The organism is Microbacterium paraoxydans, from assembly GCF_019056515.1.
Lineage (GTDB): Bacteria > Actinomycetota > Actinomycetes > Actinomycetales > Microbacteriaceae > Microbacterium.
The window spans coordinates 2,375,634-2,395,018 of the sequence record NZ_CP064873.1 but is presented as its reverse complement, the minus strand read 5'-3'; the positions used below and the strand labels follow the sequence as shown (position 1 = coordinate 2,395,018).

The 19,385-nt window shown below is 70.8% G+C and carries 17 protein-coding genes, 1 tRNA gene and 1 pseudogene; 13 read left to right on the top strand and 6 right to left on the bottom strand.

Going from position 1 to position 19,385, the window contains the following annotated elements; all coding sequences use genetic code 11:
- Positions 1 to 52 precede the first annotated feature (52 nt).
- The 6 genes and pseudogenes from IZR02_RS11675 to IZR02_RS11650 all read left to right on the top strand — a co-directional run bounded on the left by IZR02_RS11675 (position 53) and on the right by IZR02_RS11650 (position 7,363).
- Positions 53 to 817, top strand: coding sequence for an alpha/beta fold hydrolase (locus tag IZR02_RS11675; RefSeq protein WP_025105624.1), 765 nt, complete (start codon positions 53 to 55; stop codon positions 815 to 817).
- Positions 818 to 859: 42 nt separating this feature from the next.
- Positions 860 to 2,728: an ABC-F family ATP-binding cassette domain-containing protein gene (locus IZR02_RS11670; protein ID WP_025105625.1), complete on the top strand. Its 1,869-nt coding sequence runs from the start codon at positions 860 to 862 to the stop codon at positions 2,726 to 2,728.
- 39 nt (positions 2,729 to 2,767) lie between these two features.
- Positions 2,768 to 4,552: a Na+/H+ antiporter gene (locus tag IZR02_RS11665; RefSeq protein ID WP_025105626.1), complete on the top strand. Its 1,785-nt coding sequence runs from the start codon at positions 2,768 to 2,770 to the stop codon at positions 4,550 to 4,552.
- 101 nt (positions 4,553 to 4,653) lie between these two features.
- The gene (locus IZR02_RS11660) at positions 4,654 to 5,556 is read left to right on the top strand and encodes a MetQ/NlpA family ABC transporter substrate-binding protein (RefSeq protein WP_025105627.1); all 903 of its coding nucleotides are present in this window, start codon (positions 4,654 to 4,656) and stop codon (positions 5,554 to 5,556) included.
- Positions 5,557 to 5,661: 105 nt separating this feature from the next.
- Positions 5,662 to 6,705 carry a methionine ABC transporter ATP-binding protein gene (locus IZR02_RS11655; RefSeq protein WP_025105628.1) on the top strand — a complete coding sequence of 348 codons (1,044 nt, stop codon included), beginning with the start codon at positions 5,662 to 5,664 and terminating at the stop codon, positions 6,703 to 6,705.
- Positions 6,705 to 7,363, top strand: a pseudogene (locus IZR02_RS11650) (methionine ABC transporter permease). Before IZR02_RS11655 ends, IZR02_RS11650 begins: the two are co-directional and overlap by 1 nt.
- 6 nt (positions 7,364 to 7,369) lie before the next feature.
- On the opposite strand, the gene IZR02_RS11645 reads toward IZR02_RS11650, so the two are convergent.
- Together IZR02_RS11645 and IZR02_RS11640 are read right to left on the bottom strand one after the other, a co-directional pair.
- The gene (locus tag IZR02_RS11645; RefSeq protein ID WP_025105630.1) at positions 7,370 to 8,293 is read right to left on the bottom strand and encodes a pseudouridine synthase; all 924 of its coding nucleotides are present in this window, start codon (positions 8,291 to 8,293) and stop codon (positions 7,370 to 7,372) included.
- A gap of 218 nt (positions 8,294 to 8,511) precedes the next feature.
- On the bottom strand, positions 8,512 to 9,261 hold the full coding sequence (locus IZR02_RS11640) for an SDR family oxidoreductase (RefSeq protein ID WP_025105631.1): 750 nt from the start codon (positions 9,259 to 9,261) through the stop codon (positions 8,512 to 8,514).
- Positions 9,262 to 9,323: 62 nt separating this feature from the next.
- On the opposite strand from IZR02_RS11640, the gene IZR02_RS11635 reads away from it, so the two are divergent.
- On the top strand, positions 9,324 to 9,794 hold the full coding sequence (locus IZR02_RS11635; RefSeq protein ID WP_025105632.1) for an RrF2 family transcriptional regulator: 471 nt from the start codon (positions 9,324 to 9,326) through the stop codon (positions 9,792 to 9,794).
- A gap of 178 nt (positions 9,795 to 9,972) precedes the next feature.
- Here IZR02_RS11635 and IZR02_RS11630 read toward each other — a convergent pair whose 3' ends face one another.
- Together IZR02_RS11630 and IZR02_RS11625 are read right to left on the bottom strand one after the other, a co-directional pair.
- A complete protein-coding gene (locus tag IZR02_RS11630) occupies positions 9,973 to 10,467 on the bottom strand; it encodes a MarR family winged helix-turn-helix transcriptional regulator (protein WP_025105633.1) in 495 nt (164 codons plus the stop codon).
- Entirely contained in the window at positions 10,464 to 10,973 is a 510-nt protein-coding gene (locus tag IZR02_RS11625) for a GNAT family N-acetyltransferase (RefSeq protein ID WP_025105634.1), read from the bottom strand. Before IZR02_RS11625 ends, IZR02_RS11630 begins: the two co-directional genes overlap by 4 nt.
- A gap of 123 nt (positions 10,974 to 11,096) precedes the next feature.
- On the opposite strand from IZR02_RS11625, the gene IZR02_RS11620 reads away from it, so the two are divergent.
- From IZR02_RS11620 to IZR02_RS11595, 6 genes are all read left to right on the top strand, one after another.
- A tRNA-Gln gene (locus tag IZR02_RS11620) sits at positions 11,097 to 11,168 on the top strand.
- 1 nt (position 11,169) lies between these two features.
- Positions 11,170 to 12,600: a bifunctional UDP-N-acetylglucosamine diphosphorylase/glucosamine-1-phosphate N-acetyltransferase GlmU gene (gene glmU / locus IZR02_RS11615; RefSeq protein WP_025105635.1), complete on the top strand. Its 1,431-nt coding sequence runs from the start codon at positions 11,170 to 11,172 to the stop codon at positions 12,598 to 12,600.
- Between the two features lie 7 nt (positions 12,601 to 12,607).
- A complete protein-coding gene (locus IZR02_RS11610; RefSeq protein WP_025105636.1) occupies positions 12,608 to 13,642 on the top strand; it encodes a ribose-phosphate diphosphokinase in 1,035 nt (344 codons plus the stop codon).
- Between the two features lie 92 nt (positions 13,643 to 13,734).
- A complete protein-coding gene (locus IZR02_RS11605; RefSeq protein WP_025105637.1) occupies positions 13,735 to 14,211 on the top strand; it encodes an FMN-binding protein in 477 nt (158 codons plus the stop codon).
- Between the two features lie 15 nt (positions 14,212 to 14,226).
- Positions 14,227 to 15,120, top strand: a complete 894-nt coding sequence (locus IZR02_RS11600) for an FAD:protein FMN transferase (protein ID WP_025105638.1) — start codon at positions 14,227 to 14,229, stop codon at positions 15,118 to 15,120.
- Positions 15,117 to 16,691 (top strand): FAD-dependent oxidoreductase, encoded by a 1,575-nt coding sequence (locus IZR02_RS11595; RefSeq protein ID WP_217316477.1) that lies wholly within the window; start codon positions 15,117 to 15,119, stop codon positions 16,689 to 16,691. The genes IZR02_RS11600 and IZR02_RS11595 overlap by 4 nt, the downstream gene beginning before the upstream one ends.
- A gap of 432 nt (positions 16,692 to 17,123) precedes the next feature.
- On the opposite strand, the gene IZR02_RS11590 is transcribed toward IZR02_RS11595, so the two are convergent.
- Together IZR02_RS11590 and IZR02_RS11585 are read right to left on the bottom strand one after the other, a co-directional pair.
- Positions 17,124 to 18,611: a sensor histidine kinase gene (locus IZR02_RS11590; RefSeq protein ID WP_025105640.1), complete on the bottom strand. Its 1,488-nt coding sequence runs from the start codon at positions 18,609 to 18,611 to the stop codon at positions 17,124 to 17,126.
- Positions 18,612 to 18,637: 26 nt separating this feature from the next.
- Positions 18,638 to 19,366, bottom strand: coding sequence for a response regulator transcription factor (locus tag IZR02_RS11585; protein ID WP_025105641.1), 729 nt, complete (start codon positions 19,364 to 19,366; stop codon positions 18,638 to 18,640).
- Positions 19,367 to 19,385 lie beyond the last annotated feature (19 nt).

Sequence of the window (19,385 nt, the reverse complement as noted above, 5' to 3'; positions counted from 1 at the left end):
TCTGGCCGAAAGTCGTATCACGAAAGGATAACGACCGTGGTTGACTGGCTCCGTGCTCCTGAACGTCATCGAAGCCGGGGAGGGCGACCGCGTCGCCGTGCTGCTGCACGGCATGATGGGGTCCGCCGAGAGCTGGCACCGCGTGGTCCCGCTGCTCGTGGAACGCGGCTTCCGCGTGCTCGCGCTCGATCTGCCCGGCCACGGCCTCTCTCCGCGTGACCCGGAGCTCACGATCGAGACGGCGGCCGATGCCGTCGTCGCCACGCTCGCGCAGACGGCGCTCCCTCCGGGGGCAGGTTCCGCAGCGGGGGACGGGGCGGCCTCGCCGCTCGCCGTCGCCGTCGGGCACTCCTTCGGCGCCACCGTGCTCGCCGCCGCCGCGCCCCGCCTCGATCCGAGTCTCGCGGTCTACGTCGACGCGCCGCTCGCCCTCCAGGGCGGCCAGGACCGCGCCTCTCTCATCTCGCAGTACGAGCACGACCGCCGCGCGCGCATGTCGCCCGCCGAGCTCCGCCGGCTCCGGCCCTTCTACTCCGTCGACGATGCCACGGTCGAGGCGCGGGCGGCCGAGCGCTTCGATCCGCCGACCGCGGCCTCCGTCTCCTGCGGGGAGGACGGTCATTGGACCGCCGCCCCCGGCTCCATCGTCGTCCGCGCGGAACCCAGTGCCTGGGTCACCGACGAGGACGCGCGGCGGTTCGAGCATGGCGGGGTCACGGTGCGCAGCATCCCCGGGGCCGCTCACACCGTCTGGTACAGCCACTTCGAGGTCTTCACCGCCGCGCTGCCGGAGCTCTTCGCCCCGTCGCTGGTCTGACCGGGAGACCGTCCGACGCGGCGCGACTACCCTGGAGAGGACATGGCACATCTTCTCGGGGCCGAAGCCCTGCACCTCGAATACCCGACCCGCGTCGTCTTCGACGCCGTGACCCTCGGCATCGAGGAGGGCGACCGCATCGGCATCGTCGGCCGGAACGGCGACGGCAAGTCGAGCCTTCTCGGCATGCTCGCCGGCACGAAGCAGCCGGACTCCGGTCGGGTGACCGTCCGCGGCGGCACCCGCATCGGCGTGCTGGACCAGGCCGACACCCTCCCCGACGACATCACGATCGGCGCCGCCGTGGTCGGCGACATGGCCGAGCACGAATGGGCCGGTGACGCCCGCGTCCGCGACGTGATCGAGGGGCTGCTGACCGATCTTCCCTGGGACGCGCAGGTCGGCTCCCTCTCCGGCGGTCAGCGCCGCCGCGTGTCGCTCGCGAATCTGCTCACCGGGGACTGGGACGTCATCGCTCTCGACGAGCCGACGAACCACCTCGACGTCGAGGCGATCACCTGGCTCGCCGGGCACCTCAAGAAGCGCTGGCCCGCGAACGCCGGAGCCCTCCTCGTCGTGACCCATGACCGGTGGTTCCTCGACGAGATCTGCACCGAGACGTGGGAGGTGCACGACCGCATCGTGGAGCCCTTCGAGGGCGGCTATGCGGCGTACATCCTGCAGCGGGTCGAGCGCGACCGCATGGCGGCGGCGACCGAGGCGAAGCGGCAGAACCTCGCCCGCAAGGAGCTCGCCTGGCTGCGCCGCGGTGCCCCGGCCCGCACCAGCAAGCCCAAGTTCCGCATCGATGCGGCCAACGAGCTCATCGCCGACGTGCCCGAGATCCGCGACAAGGTCTCGCTGCAGTCGCTCGCCGTCTCGCGGCTGGGCAAGGACGTCGTCGACCTGCTCGATGTGGGGGTGACGTACCCTTCGACAGGCTCAGGGACCCAGGCTTCGGCAGGCTCAGGGACCCAGGCGGGATCCGGAACCGGTGGGAAGACCGTGCTGAAGGATGTGGAGTGGCGGATCGCCCCGGGCGAGCGCACGGGCATCCTCGGCGTGAACGGCGCCGGGAAGTCCACGCTCCTGGGGCTCATCTCCGGCACGGTCGAGCCCACCGAGGGGCGGATCAAGCGGGGGAAGACCGTGCAGGTGCGCACGCTCACGCAGCGCCTCGACGAACTCCTCCCGCACTGGAACGACCCCGTGCGCGTGGTCATCTCGGGTCTGCGCACGTCGTACACGCTCGGCGCCGGGTCGAAGGCGCAGGACCTCACACCAGGACAGCTCCTGGAGCGGCTCGGGTTCTCCTCGGCTCAGCTCTCGACGCCGGTGAAGGATCTCTCCGGCGGTCAGCAGCGCCGGTTGCAGCTGCTGCTCGTGCTGCTCGACCAGCCGAACGTGCTCATCCTCGACGAGCCCACGAACGACATGGACACCGACATGCTCGCCGCGATCGAGGACCTCCTCGACTCCTGGTCGGGCACCCTCCTCGTCGTGAGCCACGACCGGTACTTCCTGGAGCGGGTGACGGATCAGCAGTACGCGATCCTTCCCGGTCCGGACGGCGCGGGGCGCCTGCGCCATCTCCCGGGCGGCGTCGACGAGTACCTTCGTCTGCGGCAGCGCGTCGAGAGCGCCTCGACGACCTCGACGGCGGCATCGGCCCCCGCAGCGAGCGGTCTCGACGGCGCGGCTCTCCGGGCGGCGCAGAAGGAAGCCGCCGCCCTCGAGCGTCGCATCCAGAAGCTCACGCAGCAGGTCGACGCGGCCAAGCACGCCCTCGCCGACCACGACCAGTCCGACTATGCGGGCCTCGGCGAGCGGATGAAGGCGATCACGGCGCAGGAGGCCGAGATCGAGGAGCTGGAGCTGCGCTGGTTCGAACTCACGGAGCAGATCGGCTGACGGAGGAATATCCTTCTCCCACGACTGTTGGGAGTAGCGATGGAAGGCCTCGAAGTAACCGTCCTGCTCGGACTCACGATCCTCGTCGGAACCCTGATCGCCCCGCGCGTGCGTCTCGCGCTGCCCCTCGTCCTCGTCATCCTCGGACTGTTGCTGGGATTCATCCCGCCGCTGCGCGAGGTCCAGCTGCCGCCGGAGACCGTCCTGCTGCTGTTCCTGCCGGTGATGCTGTTCTGGGAGAGCCTCACGACATCGCTGCGGTCTATCCGCCGCGACTTCCGCTACATCGTGCCGATGAGCACGCTCCTCGTCGTCGCCTCCGCGTTCGCGGTGGCCGGCATCGGCGTGCTGTTCGGCATGCCCTGGGAGATCGCCCTCATCCTCGGGGCCGCGGTCGCGCCGCCCGACGCCACGGCCGTCGCCGCCCTCGGCCGGCTGCTGCCTCGTCGGATGTTCATGAAGCTCAAGGCCGAGAGCCTGACCAACGACGGCACCGCGCTCGTGCTCTACGCCATCGCGGTGTCCCTCGCGCTGGGCGGCCAGGTCACGCCGCTCTCGGTCACCTGGGACGTGCTGGTGTCGTACGTGGGCGGGATCGCCGCGGGCATCGCGGTCGCGGCCCTGGCCACGCTGCTGCTGCGCCGCATCTCCTCCACCATCGTGATCAACGTCACGCTGCTGCTCGTGCCGTTCTCCGCGTTCCTGCTCGCCGAGCTCGTCCACGCGTCCGGCGTGCTCGCCGTGGTCGTGGCCGGACTCATCGTCGCCTGGGTGTCGCCGCGCGTGACGACGGCGGCCTCGCGCCGGCAGGCCGACGCGGCCTGGCCGTTCGGCGTCTTTCTGCTGAACGGGGCGCTGTTCGTGCTCATCGGCCTCGAGGTGCAGTTCGTCGCGCACGAGATCTCCGCGGCCGCCATCGGCCGCCTGGTGCTCGTGACACTCGCCGTGTGGGCGACGCTCTTCGCCGTGCGGTACGTGTTCCAGCTCCTCAACGTGCTGTTCCAGCGCCGCCCGGCCGAACGCCCGCCGCGCGGCGCCCGCTCCCGCGCCCGACTCGTGTCCACGGTCGCCGGCATGCGCGGCGCGGTGTCGCTGGCGATCGCGCTGTCGGTGCCGACCGGTGTCTCCGCAGGGAGCATGGTGGGCGGGCGTGACGAGATCGTCTTCGTGACCGCCGGGGTGATCCTTCTCAGCCTCCTCGTGCAGGCGCCTCTCCTCCCCGCGCTCGTGCGGTGGGCGCGATTCCCGGTCGACCATGCCGAGGACGAGGAGTACGAGCTCGCCGAGCGGGCGATCTCGGGTGCGGCCCTGGCCGCGCTCGACGACCTCGCCGCGGAGCACGGCATCGGCCAGGAGGTGCGCGATCGGGTGCGCGCCGAGGGGTACCAGGCGCTGGAGTTCGCGAACGCCCGGACGCTCGCGCGGGAGCAGGCGCTCATCGACGCCGAGGCCGACGCCCTGGACGAGATGCTCGGCGCCCCCGATCCCTACGGCACCGGGGGAGAGGCGCGCAGCCGCGAGGACGATGACGAGGACGCGGGTAACGTGGCGGTGTCGGCAGGGACCGCCCCCGACCCCGAGGCGACGGACGGCACGACGCTGCAGATGATCGCGACCTCCGCCGACGTCGACCTCGCCCAGCGCTCGCCGCTCGTGCGGCACGAGGAGCACACCCGGCTCAAGCTCGCGCTGCTCGACCGCAAGCGCGAGGTGCTGCTCGGGCTCCGCGGCGCCGGCACCGTGGACGACATGGTGGTCCGTCGGATCTCCGCCCGTCTCGACCTGGAGCAGGTGCGTCTGCAGGGCATCGAAGAGTTCGACTGATCCGATCCCGCACGGCTGTGACGCCGTGTGACATCCCGATTCCGCGACAGCGCGCCCTCCTGCCTAACGTTGTCGAGTCCCGCCAGGAAGGAACCCTCATCATGTCCCGCCGCACCACCTCCGCCCTCGCCGCGCTCGCCGTGGTCCCGCTGTTCGTCGCCCTCGCCGGGTGCGCCACCTCGTCCGACGCGGGTTCCGGCGACGGCGGCTCCGAGAACGAGACCGTCAAGATCGGTGTCGTCGGGAAGGGCGACGCGCAGTGGGCGCCCTTCGTCGAGGCCGCCGCCGACGAGGGCATCACGGTCGAGCTCGTCGACTTCGGGTCCTACGAGCAGCCGAACCCGGCGCTGACCGAGGGCGAGATCGACCTCAACCAGTTCCAGCACATCGTGTACCTCGCGGAGTACAACAACGCCTCGGGTTCCGACCTCACGCCCATCGGCTCGACCGCCATCTACCCGCTCGGCCTGTACTCGACGAAGTACGACGACGTCGACGACATCAAGAAGGGCGACACGGTCGCGGTTCCCGACGACGCCTCGAACCAGGCACGCGCGCTCAACGTGCTGCAGCAGGCGGGCCTGCTCGAGCTCAAGAGCGGCGGCACGCCGTACTCCGACCTCGCCGACATCGATGCCGACAAGTCGAAGGTGAAGGTGACGGCCCTCGAAGGTGCGCTCATCCCGACCTCGCTCCCGGACGTCGCGGCCGCGATCATCAACAACGACTTCGTCGAGGACGCCGGACTGACGTTCGACGACGCGATCGCGCAGGACGACCCGGAGGACCCGAACGCCCTCCCGTACGTCAACATCTTCGCCGCGCGCGCGGAGGACGCGGACAACGAGACGTACCAGAAGCTCGTCGAGATCTTCCAGACGAACGAGGATGTGCAGGCGGGGCTGCTCGAGTCCTCCGGCGACACCGCGGTGGCGCTGCGCACGCCGGTGGAGGACCTCGTGGCCTCGCTGGAGAAGGTCCAGAAGGACGCCGCAGAGAAGTAGTCGGCCGCGGGGCGTCATCTGCCCCCTGTTCGATGAGGGAGAATCGGGTGGCGCTTCGTGCGCCGCCCGATTCTCCGTTTCCCGAGAACCAGACCGGAGCACCACATGCCGATCGTCACCCTGACGAACGTCTCCAAGACCTACCCCTCCCGCAGCCAGGGCGATCGCGAGATCGTCGCCGTCGACGACGTCACCCTCTCCATCGACAAGGGCGACGTCTTCGGCATCATCGGATACTCCGGTGCGGGGAAGTCGACGCTCGTGCGTCTCATCAACGCGCTCGAGCCGGCCACCCGCGGCACCATCACGGTGGACGGAGTCGACATCACGGCGCTCAAGGAGAGCGAGCTGCGCGCCGTGCGCGGCGGCATCGGGATGATCTTCCAGCAGTTCAACCTGTTCTCCTCGCGCAGCGTCAAGGCCAACATCGCGTACCCGCTCAAGCTCGCCGGCTGGTCGAAGCCGGACATCGAGGCGCGCGTCGCCGAGCTGCTGTCGTTCGTGGGGCTCGCCGACAAGGCGAAGGCATACCCGGAGCAGCTCTCCGGTGGACAGAAGCAGCGCGTCGGGATCGCCCGCGCGCTCGCCACCAAGCCCGCCATCCTCCTCGCGGATGAAGCGACGAGCGCGCTCGATCCGCAGACCACGCACGAGGTCCTCGACCTGCTCAAGCGCGTCAACGAGGAGCAGGGCGTCACGATCGTCGTCATCACCCACGAGATGGATGTGATCCAGACCATCGCCACCCGCGTCGCCGTCATGGAGAACGGGCGGGTCATCGAGCAGGGCGACGTCTTCGATGTCTTCTCCGCCCCGCGGAATCCGGCGTCTCAGCGGTTCGTCGGCACGGTGGTGAAGGGGGTGCCCTCGCCGTCGGAACTCGCGGTGCTGCGGGACCGGCATACCGGACGCCTGGTGACCCTGTCGTTCCGCGACGGCGACTCGTCGCAGGCCCAGGTGTTCCTCGACCTCGCCTCGGCGGGTCTCGACTTCGAGCTCGTCTACGGCGGGATCAACGACATCCGGGGTCGTGCGTTCGGCCACCTCACGCTCGCCATCCGGGGTGACCGCGCGGCGATCGACAGGGCCCTGGCGCGTATCGCGGAGCGTGTCGAAGTCACCGTCATCGCTGGAGAGGAGGGTCGCTGATGGATCGTCTGAACGAACTGTGGCCGGAGTTCTGGCAGGCCGCGCTCGAGACCCTGTACATGACGTCGTTCGCGCTCGTGCTCGGGGGATCCTCGGGCTGGCGGTGGGCGTCCTGCTGTACGTGACGCGCCCCGGCGGACTGATGCCGAACCGCGTCGTCTCCGGGCTCATCAACTTCGTGGTGAACTTCTTCCGACCGATCCCGTTCGTCATCTTCATGGCGGTGGCGCAGCCGTTCGCGCGCCTGGTCGTCGGCAGCGGCATCGGCACCACCGCCGGAGCCTTCATCATCGGTCTCGCGGCGGCGTTCGCGATCGGCCGCATCGTCGAGCAGCATCTCGTCTCCGTGTCGCCGGGCGTGATCGAGGCGGCGCGGGCGATGGGCGCCGGGCCGTGGCGGATCCTCTTCACCGTCGCGATCCCCGAGTCGCTCGGCCCCCTCATCCTCGGTTACACCTTCATCGTCGTCGCGCTCATCGACATGACCGCGATGGCCGGGCTCATCGGCGGCGGCGGGCTCGGTGCCTTCGCGCAGATCTACGGTTTCCGGCAGTTCGAGCCGCTCGTGATGTGGGCGGCGATCATCCTCATCGTGGTGTTCGTCCACCTCGTGCAGCTTCTCGGCACCCGGCTCGCGCGGAAGGTCATGCGCCGCTGAGGCCGATCAGCGTGCCGGGGCCTCCTGCAGGCTCCGGCGCGTGGTGAAGGTGCGCTCCTGCCCGGTCAGCGGATCGGTGAACCGGAGCTCGCGTGCGAGGAGCTGGAGCGGGCGGGTGAAGTCGTCCGGACGCTCCGGCTGCAGCACGGGGTAGAAGCCGTCGTGGAGGATGCCGAGGCCGAGCGCGGCGAGGTGTACGCGGAGCTGGTGCATCTTCCCGCTGTGCGGACGGAGAAGCGTGTGCACGACGCGATCATCGGCGGCGATGACCTCGATGAGCGTCTCGGAGTTCGGCTCGCCGTCCTCATCCACCTGCACGCACACCTGACCGCGGAGCTTCTCGATCCGGTTGCGGTAGACGAGGGGGAACCGCGACGGATCCCAGTCCGCCGGGCGCGCGGAGACCGCCTCGTACACCTTCTCCACACGACGGTCCTCGAACAGCAGCTGGTAGGCGCCGCGGGTGGCCGGACGGGCGGAGAACATCAGCAGCCCCGCCGTGGCCCGGTCGAGGCGGTGGATGGGCGTGAGATCCGGGTTGCCGAGGCGGTTGCGCAGCCGGACGAGGGCGGAGTTCTGCAGGTACTTGCCGCCCGGAGTGGTGGGGAGGAAGTGCGGCTTGTCCACCACCACCAGATGCTCGTCCTGGTGCAGGATCTCCTCGGTGAACGGGATCTCCTTCTCGACCGGAGGCTCCCGGTAGTACCAGACGAACTCCTCGGCGCCGAGAGGCGTGTCCCGGGAGAGCGGCCGGCCATCGCGCGCGACGATCTCCCCGCGGTCGAAGCGCACGAGCAGCCGCTCCGGATCGAGGTGGAAGAACCGCTCGACCATGTAGGCGGCGATGGTCGGCCACGCACCCGTCAGCGGCACGTGCAGCCGGGTCGCGCCGACCCCGTCGCGCACGGGAAGCGGGGAGGGCATGCCCATGTCTCGGCCTTCGGAGCAGGGGTCGCGGGGCTGCGACCGGGTGCTCCCAGCCTAGGCGACCGCTCGGGCAGGGTCCGAGGGCCGCGGCCACTCCTGCCTCGGTTGCACGATCCCGTTGCGCCTGCACGACCGTTCCGGGGTTCTCGTCCCACGTCCGAACCCTGGTCGTGCATCCGGAGCGAGGCGGCCGGACGGGAGGCCCCGAAACCGGCGGGGTGTCAGCGGGTTTCGGCGGCGAGCCAGTCGTCGAAGGTCGTCGTCGCCGTGCGCGCGTCGTCGCCGGGAAGCAGCACCTCACCCGCGAACTCGACGCCGAGCGCGGCACCCTTCCACGCGGCGCGCAGCGGAAGGTCGCGTCCCCACGCCGCGAGAGTGCGGCGCGCCATGTCGACGGCGTCCTCCGTGCGGGGTCCGGCGATGTCGAACGAGCCGCCGAGCGCCGGCGACTCCGCTGCGTCCACGAGGGCGACGGCCACGTCCGCGGGCGCGATGGGCTGCAGCAGCAGCGGGGGCACGACGCCCTCGCCGTCCTCGATGCTCCACTCGGCGATCATCGCGGGGAAGTCGTGGAACTGCGTCGCCCGCACGATGGTGAACGGAACGGGGCCACGAGTGACCTCTCGCTCCTGGGCGCGTTTGCCTGCGTAGTGGGGGTTGCCGCGCACGCGATCGAGCGCCGCGATCGAGAGGGCCACATGGTGGCCGACCCCGGCTTCGTCCTCGGCGGCGAGCAGCGTGCGGCTGAGCGTGGTGAACACCCGCTCGGCCTCGGCGACGTCGGATACCGGAGGATTCGTCGCGTCGACGACCGCGTCCACTCCGCGCAGCAGCGTCGCGAGACCTTCGCCCGCGGTCAGGTCGACACCCTCGCCGCGGCTGAGCGACAGCGGATCATGCCCCCGACGCCGGGCCTCCTCGACGACTAGGCGCCCGATCCGGCCCGTTCCTCCTGCGACCGCGATGCGCATGCCCACTCCTTCAATCATGGATATTGCGTGTCCACAATAGGACGCCCGGATACGATGGGCAAGTGAAACTCCCGGAGACCTCCGAGTGGGTGCTGCACACCGTCGCGGTGATCGCTCAGCTCCCCGCGGGCTCGACGGTGTCCGGAGCACAGCTCGCCGAGCACTTCGGCGTGCGGGGGCCGTACCTGTCGAAGCAGCTCGCGAAGCTCGTCCGCGCCGGCATCCTCACCGGGAGCACGGGGCCCCGCGGCGGCTTCCGCCTGGTCAGGGAGCCCGAGAGCATCACCATCCTCGACCTCGTCACCGCGGTCGACGGCGCCGCCGACCCCTACATCTGCCGCGAACTCCGTCAGCAGGGGAGAGGCGCCGCCCGTCCGGAGGACTGCACCGCGCCGTGCGGACTCGCCGTCGTCATGCGCCGTGCCCACGAGGCCTGGAGGGCCTCTCTCGAGGCGGTGTCGATCGCGGAGGTCGTCGGCACGCTCCCCGACACCGTCCCGGCCAAGAACCGGCGCCTCCTCCTCGGACCCTGACCTGCCCGTTCGCACGATCCGTGCCGGGTCGGTCCTGCGACGCCTGCACGACCCGGGTCCGGATGCACGACCAGGTGACCACTTCTCCCGGGCAGCCGTGCGCGGATCGTGCGGGCGGAACAGGCCGGACGGAACAGACGGAACGGACCGATCCGGACCGAACCACACAGGGTGCGGGTCAGGTGTCGAAGCTGAGACTCAGCTTCCGCAGCAGGGCGGCCAGTCGGTCCCGGTCGGCGCGGGAGAGGGCGCGCAGGAGGTCGGCCTCGGCGTCCACGAGCCGGGTGATCGCGGCGTCCACCCGGACCCGGCCGTCGTCGGTCAGGGTCACGAGCACGCTGCGGCCGTCCGCCGGGTCGGCTTCACGGCGAACGAAGCGACGGCCGACGAGACGGTCGATGCGGTTGGTCATGGTGCCGCTCGACACGAGGGTCTGCTGCAGGAGCTGCTTGGGGGAGAGCTGGAACGGCGACCCGGCCCGGCGCAGCGCCGACAGCACGTCCCACTCCCACGGTTCGAGGTCGCTTCGGCGGAACACCTCGCGGCGCGCGCGGTCGAGGTGTCGGGAGAGGCGGTCCATGCGGGACAGCACCTCGAGGGGGGAGAAGTCGAGGTCGGGGCGCTGCGTGTTCCACGCGCCGACGATCCGATCGACCTCATCCGCCTCGCTCATCCGTTCATTATCGCGTGCGGCGAGATCGTGGCCGCGGAGGACGCGGGGAGGAGCATCGTGAGGAACGCGCTGTGCGGGTCGGGGAGGTAGGAGCCGAACGGGGCGCCCTCGCGGAACCCGGCGGCGGCGTACATCGCGCGCGCGGGGGCGAAGAAGGGGTCGCGGCCGGTCTCGAGTGAGAGCCGCCGGACGCCCCGCGCGTCGGCGTCGTCGAGGAGATGACCGAGCATCGTCCGCCCGAACCCGCGTCCGCGGAAGGCGGGATCGGTTCGCATCGACTTCAGCTCCTCATGTCCGTCCTCCACGACCGCGAGGGCGCCCGTCGCAGCGATCCGTCCGTCGACCCGTCCCGTGAAAAACCGGACGCGCGGAGTCAGCAGCCGGTCGAGCGGGAGCGCATGCTGGCTCTCGGGTGGAGCGGTGCCGTCCATCTCCGCGTGGTGGGCGGCGACGAAGGCCGCGATCTCGGGGGTGGCGACGGTGACACGGTCGATCACGAGGCTCATCGTCCCAGCATCGCAGAGCGGTGTTTCGGGCGGATGACGGGCCGGTGCGACGCGGGTCGCACACACAGGAACGGACACCGGGACGTGGCAGACTTATCGGGCGGCGCCCCCGGGGTGCCGCGGTCCGCCGTGGTGTAATGGCAGCACGACAGCCTTTGGAGCTGTGAGGTCTAGGTTCGAGTCCTGGCGGCGGAGCATGACTGGGAACAACCTCGCCATCGTCGTCCTCGCCGCGGGCCAAGGCACGCGCATGAAGTCGCGCCTGCCGAAGGTGCTGCACCGGATCAGCGGGCGGCCTCTGGTCGGACACGTGCTGACGACGGCCACGCGTCTGCAGCCGGCGCACATCGAGGTGGTCGTGCGTCATGAGCGCGATCAGGTCGTGGCGGCGCTGCGCGAGGACTACCCGGACGCGGTCTTCGTCGACCAGGACGACGTGCCGGGCACGGGCCGCGCCGTCCAGGTCGCGGTCGACGCGCTGCCCGCGGACTTCGACGGCGATGTGCTCGTGCTCTCCGGCGACTGCCCGCTGGCCGATGCCGAGACGCTCTCCACGTTCCTCGACGAGCACCGCGCCTCCGGAGCCCCGGCCACCCTCATGACCGCCCTCGTCGACGACCCCACCGGCTACGGGCGGGTCATCCGCGACGCCGACGGCACGGTCGACCGGATCGTCGAGCAGAAGGACGCCACGGCGGAGGAGGCGGCGGTCAGCGAGATCAACGCCGGCATGTACGTGTTCCGCGCCGCCACGCTGCGCACCTACCTGCCGCGGATCGGCGTGGACAACGCCCAGGGCGAGATGTACCTGACCGACGTGCCCGGCCTCGTGCGTCGGGACGGCGACCGGGTCGCGGCGTCGATCGTGTCGGACGTCGAGGTCACGTTCGGGGTCAACGACCGCGCCCAGCTCGCCGAGGTCGGCCGTCGTCTGAACGCCCGCATCGTCCGTCGCTGGCAGCTCGAGGGCGTCACGATCGTCGACCCGGCGACCACCTGGATCGACGACGACGCCACGCTCGCCCCCGACGTCACGATCCTGCCGAACACGCAGATCCTGCGCGCGACGACGATCGCCGCGGGGGCGACGATCGGTCCGGACACCACGCTCGTCGACTGCGAGGTCGGGGAGGATGCGGTCGTCCGCCGGACCGACGCGACCCTGGCCGTGATCGGCGCCGAGGCGACCGTCGGCCCGTTCTCCTACCTCCGCGCCGGCACCGTGCTGGGGCCGAAGGGCAAGATCGGCGCTTACGTCGAGACGAAGAACGCGGAGATCGGCGAGGGCAGCAAGGTCCCGCACCTGTCGTACGTCGGTGATGCGACCATCGGCCGCGGGGTGAACCTCGGGGCGAGCACAATCACCGCCAACTACGACGACGTCAACAAGCACCGCACGGAGATCGGCGACGAGGTGCACACCGGCTCGCACACGGTGCTGGTCGCGCCCGTTAGGCTTGGTCCTGGTGCGAAGACCGGCGCCGGCGCCGTCGTCCGCAAGGACGTCCCGGCCGGTGCCCTGGCCATGAGCGTGGCCCCCCAGCGCAACATCGAGGGGTGGGTCGAGAAGAACAGAGCAGGGACGGGCGCGGCGGATGCCGCGGCCCGGGAGAATTCGGCGGAATAGGCGGAGCATGGCCCGGAAGAAGAAGACGGTCGACCTGGATCGCGACAACGGCGTGGCCCCCGGCCTCGTCGCCAAGACGAAGAAGCGTCTGGTCATCGCGGGTGGTCGATCGCATCCTGAGCTGACGGCGGCCGTCGCCGCGTCGCTCGGCACCGAGATCGCTCCGGTCGAGCACCGCACCTTCGCCTCCGGCGAGATCTACGCCCGCTTCGAGGTCTCGATCCGCGGCTGCGACCTCTTCCTCGTGCAGACCTTCGGCGAGCCGGTCAACGAGTGGCTCATGGAGACGCTCATCATGATCGACGCCGCCAAGCGCGCCTCGGCGAAGCGCATCACCGTCGTCGCCCCGTACTATCCGTACTCGCGTCAGGACAAGAAGGGCCGCGGCCGCGAGCCCATCAGCGCCCGCCTCGTCGCCGATCTGCTGAAGACGGCGGGCGCCGACCGCGTCATGAGCGTCGACCTGCACGCCGCCCAGATCCAGGGCTTCTTCGACGGCCCCGTCGACCACCTGTTCGCCAAGCCGGTGCTCCTCGACCACTTCGAGCGCACCCTCACGCCGGAGGACCGGGAGATCCTCACGGTGGTCTCCCCGGACATGGGCCGCGTGCGTGTGGCCGACACCTGGTCGGACAGCCTCGGCGCGCCGCTCGCGATCATCCACAAGCGCCGCGACCCGAAGGTCGCCAACCAGGTCTCCGTGCACGAGATCGTCGGCACCGTCGAGGGGCGCACCTGCCTCCTCGTCGACGACATGATCGACACCGGCGGCACGATCGTCAAGGCCGCGCAGGCGCTGAAGGCGAACGGCGCGCACCGCGTGATCGTCGCGGCGACCCACGCGATCTTCAGCGACCCGGCCTCCGAGCGGCTGCAGGACGCGGCGATCGACGAGGTCGTCGTCACGGACACCATCCCGCTCTCCGCGTCGCGTCGTTGGGAGAACCTCACGGTGCTGCCGATCGCGCCGCTGCTCGCGCGGGCGATCCATGAGGTCTTCGAAGACGGCTCCGTGACGAGCATGTTCGGCGGGGACGCGTAACTCATCGGGACGGCACAGCCCGCGCATAGCCCCGGTGCTTACGGTCGAGTCATCGACGGAAGAGTCGACCGACGACGACCACGGAGGACCCCATGATCCGCACGACCGTTCCGACCTCTGTCCGCACGGGCTCCGCCCTTCTCGGGATCGCGGGGCTGTTCGTCCTCGCCGGATGCTCGTCGACCGGCGACGCGGCAGACACCTCGACCGGCACCGACGAGACCGCGGGGTCGAGCTCCTCGTCCTCCTCGAGCGGGGGTGACGCCTCCGGCACCTACACCGACGGCACGTACACCGCCGACGGCTCGTACCAGACCCCGGAGACGGTGGAGGAGATCACCGTCACGCTCACCCTCGCCGACGGCGTCGTGACGGAGGTCGAGGTGACCGGCGACCCGAAGGCTCCGGAGACCGAGCGGTACCAGGGCGAGTTCATCGACGGGATCGCCGACGAGGTCGTGGGGAAGCCGATCGACGAGCTGAACGTCAGCCGGGTCGCCGGGTCGTCGCTCACGAGCGGCGGCTTCAACGACGCCGTGGCCTCCATCAAGGAGCAGGCCGCCGCCTAGGCGCGAGGCGTCCTCATGGGGGAGTGGCGATTCGAGGCGATCGGCACCGGGTGGGAGATCGAGACCGGTGCCCCGCTCACGGATGACGTCCGCGCGGCTGTGACCGCCGAGATCGAGCGCTTCGATCGCCTCTGGTCCCGCTTCCGAGACGACTCCGACGTGGTGCGTCTCGGCCGGTCGGGCGGCTCGCTGTCCGCTCCGGACGCGGGGCCGATGCTCGATGCCTATCGCGAGCTCGATGCCGCGACGGCCGGTGCGGTGAACCCCCTGGTCGCCGACAGCCTGGAGGCCCTGGGCTATGACGCCGCGTACTCGCTGCGGGCCGGGGAGCCCCGCCCCGCTCCCGCATCCTGGACGTCCCTGCTGACCTGGTCGGCGGACACGGTCGAGGCGCACGGGCCCGCCCTCCTCGACGTGGGCGCCCTCGGCAAGGGGCGTCTCGTCGACCGGGTGATGGCGGTGCTGGCCGACGTCCCCGGGGACGTGGTCGTGGATGCCGGCGGAGACATCCGGGTGCGCGGCGCCGGCGTGCGCGTCGCTCTCGAGCACCCGTTCGATGCGCGGAAGGCGATCGGCGTCGTCGAGATCACCGACGGCACGCTGTGCGCCTCGGCCATCAATCGACGGGCCTGGGGCGAGGGCCTCCACCACGTGCTCGATGCGCGGACGGGACAGCCCGTCCGCACCTGGGCGGCGACGTGGGCACTCGCCCCGGAGGCGATGACGGCGGATGCCGTGGCCACCGCGCTGTTCTTCGACGGCGGCCCGGAGCTGGCCGCCCGCTGGGGCGTCGAGTGGGTGCGCATGACCACCGACGGCCGTGTGCAGCGCTCGCCCGGCTGCCAGGCCGAGCTCTTCACCGCAGCTCCTGCGCGAGCCGCCGGAACCGTGGGAGACAGGACACCATGACCACCGCCTTCGCCGCCGCCCGCCAGCGCGTCCTCGCCGTGCTCGGCGCACTGTCGATGTACCGTCTCGTGCTGTTCGCGCTGACGGCCCTCGCACTCATCGCGCTCGTGCTGTCCCTGCTCGGGGTGATCGTCTCTCCGACGCCGGTGGAGCTGGTGGCATCCTTCCTCGTGCTCGCGGTCGTGATTTCGGCCGTGGACGCGGTCGCGCAGCGCCTGCTCCGCCTGCCCTGGCGCGTGGAGTCTTCACTCGTCACGGCCCTCATCCTCCTCTTCGTGCTGCGTCCCGGCATCGAGCCGTCGGCACTGCTCGGCCTCGCCATCGCGGGCGCGGTGGCCAGCGTGTCCAAGTACCTCATCGCCTGGCGAGGACGCCACATCTTCAACCCGGCGGCGTTCGGTGCCGCGGTCGTGTCGATCCTGGGGGCGTTCGGGGCGTTCAGCTGGCTCGGCACCTCGTCCTCCTGGTGGGTCGGCACGCCGGTGCTCGTTATCCCCGTCGTCCTCCTCGGGCTCGCCGTGCTCTGGCGTACGGAGAAGGTCGGGGTCGTCCTGCTCTTCCTCGTCGTCGCCGTCGCCACCTCGATCGTGCGGCAGGCGGTGCAGGCCGTGCAGTTCGACGTGGCCTTCGACGTCGTGACGGCGCTGTCGTTCGCGGTGCTCCAGTCGCCGTTCCTCTTCCTCGGCGCGTTCATGCTGTCGGAGCCCTTGACGCTCCCGCCGCGTCGCCGGCAGCAGCTCGTCGTCGCCGTCGTCGTGGGCGTGCTCGCGGGCTGGCCGATCTCGGTGGCCGGTCTGTTCACGCTCGGGCAGGAGCGCGCTCTGCTCATCGGGAACCTCGTGGCCTTCGCGTTCGCGCTCCGCGGGTCCGTGCGTCTCGTCCTGGAGAGCCGCGCCTCCGTGACGCCGACCGCCCAGGAGCTCACCTTCCGCGCGAAGGGCCGCGTGCGGTTCCTCCCCGGGCAGTATCTCGAGCTCGACGTGCCGCACCGACGGCCGGACGCGCGGGGGACGCGCCGCGAGTTCAGCATCGTGTCCGCTCCGGCCGACCTTCCGACCCTTCGCATCGCGTACAAGAACGGCGACCAGCAGCACCCGTCGAGCTACAAGCGGGCTCTTGCGGCGGCCGAGCCCGGTGCGACGTTCGCCGTGACCGGAACCTGGGGCGACTTCATCCTCCCGCGCGGCGAGCAGCCGGTGCTCATGGTCGCGGCCGGCATCGGTGTGACCCCGTTCGTGTCGCAGCTCCGGCAGCTCCAAGCGACGGGGGAGCGGCGCGACATCGTCCTCGTCTACGTGGCGTCCTCGGCGGAAGAGCTCGCCTTCCGTGACGAGCTCGCCGCGACGGGTGTGCGAGCGGTCGTGTTCACCCGCGACGAGCCGGACGACCTCCCCGCGCACTGGACCTGGGCGCAGGGGGCCCGCCTGGACGCGGAGACGCTGGAGCACGCGGTGGGGGGCCTCTCGGCGCGGCACGCCTTCATCTCCGGGCCGCCGCGGCTCATCGCCGACCTCGCGCCCGCGCTGCAGAAGGCCCGTTCCCTCACCACCGACGCCTTCGCCGGCTACTGACCCGGATCGTCCTCCGTCCCCTCGGCCCGGGGACGCTGCGACCTGCACGACCCCGCGACACCCGCACGACGGAATCCCCGGCCTCGTCGTGCATCCGCCCCCGGATCGTGCCGATGGGATGGGTGCACGGCCGGGGGACGGGTGCACGACCGGGGGCCACCTGCACGACTGGGGGACACCTGCACGACCGGGGGACGGGTGCACGACCGGGGGGGACACCGGCACGACCGGGGGACGGGCGCACGAGGGGATGGACGGCTCGGTCGTGCGGGCGGGATCGGGTCGTGCGGCTGAGCACGGGCTCGTCTCGACCTCGGAGACCGGCCGGGACACCTGCACGACTGGGGGACGGGTGCACGAGGGTGTGGAACGGATCAGTCGTGCGGGCGGGTTCCGGTCGTGCAGCTGAACGGGGTAGAAGGAACCCCTGGGTCAGGCGTCGGGGGTCTCGCCGGGAGGAGTCATCGGGATCCGGACCGTGAAGGTCGTGTCGCCGGGCTCGCTGTCGACCGAGATGCGGCCGTGGTGGCCCTCCACGATGGCCTTGACGATCGCGAGACCGAGCCCGGTCCCTCCGGTCTGCCGGGCGCGGGAGCTGTCCCCGCGGGCGAACCGGGCGAAGAGCTCGTCGCGGAGGGCGGGATCGATCCCCGGGCCGTCGTCGTGCACGCGGAGCACGGCCTCGTCGCCCTCCCGGGCCACGCTCAGCGTCACCGTGGTCCCCGCGGGGGTGTGGGTCCTGGCATTGGCCAGCAGGTTCGCGACGACCTGATGCAGCCGCCCGGCATCCCCGAGGACGGTGACCGGCTCGTCCGGCACCTCGATGTTCCAGTGATGGTCGGCCGCGGTCGGCCGCGCGTCGGAGAGGCCCTCGAGGGCGAGCTGGGCGAGGTCGACCGTGCCGTACACGAGCTCGCGGCCCTCGTCGAGGCGGGCCAGGAGCAGGAGGTCCTCCACGAGCCGCGTCATCCGCAGCGACTGCGCCTGGATGCGCTCCAGGGAGGAGGTCGTGCCCTCGATGACCGCGTCTTCCTTCGTCGCCTCCGGTGCCTGACGCAGTGCCCGCAAGGAGAGCTCCGAGTAGCCGCGGATCGAGGCCAGGGGCGTACGCAGCTCATGGCTCGCGTCGGCGACGAACCGGCGCATCTGCTCCTCGTTCTTCTGCCGCGCCGAGAGGGACGTGTCCACGTGGTCGAGGAGCTTGTTGAGCGCGGCGCCGACGAGCCCGGTCTCCGTCCGCGGATCGGCCTCGCTCGCCGGCACGCGTTCGGTGATGCTGACCTCGCCGCGGTCGAGCTGCTGATTGGCGACCCTCGTCGCGGTCGCCGCAACCGCCCGCAGTGGCCGCAGCCCGACACGGATCGTGACCGCCGTCGTCAGGGCGAGGAGGATCAGGCCGCCCGCCGTCGCGAGCAGGATCACGGTGAGGAGCTGCGTGAGCTGATGCTGGATGTCGTCGCGCGGGAGCCCGGTGACGACGACGACGCCGTTGCTCGCGGTGGTCGCGACGACCCGATACGAGCCGAGACCGTCGAAGGAGACCGTCGCAGGGGTCCCGAGTGCGACCGTTCCGTAGAGCTGCTGCAGCTGACCGGGGGTGAGCGGCTGCGGCGTGCTGTTCAGCGCCCCGCGGCTGTCCTCGAAAGCGACGCCGCTCGGTCCCGCGATGGGGCTGCCGAGCGACAGCAGAAGTCCGGGCATGGGGTCCAGGCGATACAGGATGTTGTCGACGGTGGCCTCGGACGGTGCGATGCCCTCCACGATCCGATCCCGGATCGTCGCTGCGTAGCTCTTCACCTTGTTGTCGAGCTGGTCCTCGAGCGTGCTGCCGAGGGTGGCGCTGGTGATGACGGCGACGATGACGAGGATCAGCGACACGAACCCGATCACCGCGGTCATCAGCCGCGTCTGCAGGCTCATGGGCCGTCGCGTCACCGTCGCTCCGCTCACTGCGGGGCCTTGATCATGTAGCCGACGCCGCGCACGGTGTGCAGGAGGGGCGTGCGCCCGGCGTCGATCTTCTTCCGGAGGTAGGAGATGTAGAGCTCCACGACCGACGACTTGCCGCCGAAGTCGTAGCTCCAGACGCGGTCCAGGATCTGCGCCTTGGACAGCACCCGGCGCTCGTTGCGCATGAGGTAGCGCAGCAGTTCGAACTCGGTCGCGGTCAGCTCGATCTCCACGCCGTCCCGGACGACCTCGTGGCTGTCCTCGTTGAGCGTGAGATCGGCGACCCGGAGGATCGACTGCCCGTCGTCGGCGCTGGCGTGTCCGGTGCGCCGGATGATCGCGCGGAGCCGGGCGATCACCTCCTCCAGGCTGAAGGGCTTGGTCACGTAGTCGTCGCCCCCGGCGGTGAGCCCGGCGACGCGGTCGCCCACGGCATCCTTCGCCGTGAGGAAGAGGACGGGGACGAGATTGCCCGCTTCGCGGAGGCGCTTGAGCACGGCCATCCCGTCGAGGTCGGGCATCATGATGTCGAGCACGAGGGCGTCCGGCTCGAACTCTTTCGCGACCTGGATCGCCTCGAGACCGGAGGAGGCGGTGCGCACCTCCCAGCCCTCCATGCGCAGGGCCATGGCGAGCAGATCGGTGAGCATCTGCTCGTCGTCCACGGCAAGGATGCGCAGAGGGGAGCCGTCGGGGCGGCGCAGTTCGGGCAGGTCGCTGGTCATGCCTCTATTCTGCGGAAGT

What these genes read in the sequence shown, in the direction of transcription:
- IZR02_RS11670 (WP_025105625.1), top strand. Translation starts at nt 860, where the DNA reads ATGGCACATCTTCTCGGGGCCGAAGCCCTGCACCTCGAATACCCGACC.
- IZR02_RS11665 (WP_025105626.1), top strand. Translation starts at nt 2,768, where the DNA reads ATGGAAGGCCTCGAAGTAACCGTCCTGCTCGGACTCACGATCCTCGTC.
- IZR02_RS11660 (WP_025105627.1), top strand. Translation starts at nt 4,654, where the DNA reads ATGTCCCGCCGCACCACCTCCGCCCTCGCCGCGCTCGCCGTGGTCCCG.
- IZR02_RS11655 (WP_025105628.1), top strand. Translation starts at nt 5,662, where the DNA reads ATGCCGATCGTCACCCTGACGAACGTCTCCAAGACCTACCCCTCCCGC.
- IZR02_RS11645 (WP_025105630.1), bottom strand. Translation starts at nt 8,293, where the DNA reads ATGGGCATGCCCTCCCCGCTTCCCGTGCGCGACGGGGTCGGCGCGACC.
- IZR02_RS11640 (WP_025105631.1), bottom strand. Translation starts at nt 9,261, where the DNA reads ATGCGCATCGCGGTCGCAGGAGGAACGGGCCGGATCGGGCGCCTAGTC.
- IZR02_RS11630 (WP_025105633.1), bottom strand. Translation starts at nt 10,467, where the DNA reads ATGAGCGAGGCGGATGAGGTCGATCGGATCGTCGGCGCGTGGAACACG.
- IZR02_RS11625 (WP_025105634.1), bottom strand. Translation starts at nt 10,973, where the DNA reads ATGAGCCTCGTGATCGACCGTGTCACCGTCGCCACCCCCGAGATCGCG.
- glmU (WP_025105635.1), top strand. Translation starts at nt 11,170, where the DNA reads ATGACTGGGAACAACCTCGCCATCGTCGTCCTCGCCGCGGGCCAAGGC.
- IZR02_RS11610 (WP_025105636.1), top strand. Translation starts at nt 12,608, where the DNA reads ATGGCCCGGAAGAAGAAGACGGTCGACCTGGATCGCGACAACGGCGTG.
- IZR02_RS11605 (WP_025105637.1), top strand. Translation starts at nt 13,735, where the DNA reads ATGATCCGCACGACCGTTCCGACCTCTGTCCGCACGGGCTCCGCCCTT.
- IZR02_RS11600 (WP_025105638.1), top strand. Translation starts at nt 14,227, where the DNA reads ATGGGGGAGTGGCGATTCGAGGCGATCGGCACCGGGTGGGAGATCGAG.
- IZR02_RS11595 (WP_217316477.1), top strand. Translation starts at nt 15,117, where the DNA reads ATGACCACCGCCTTCGCCGCCGCCCGCCAGCGCGTCCTCGCCGTGCTC.
- IZR02_RS11590 (WP_025105640.1), bottom strand. Translation starts at nt 18,611, where the DNA reads ATGAGCCTGCAGACGCGGCTGATGACCGCGGTGATCGGGTTCGTGTCG.
- IZR02_RS11585 (WP_025105641.1), bottom strand. Translation starts at nt 19,366, where the DNA reads ATGACCAGCGACCTGCCCGAACTGCGCCGCCCCGACGGCTCCCCTCTG.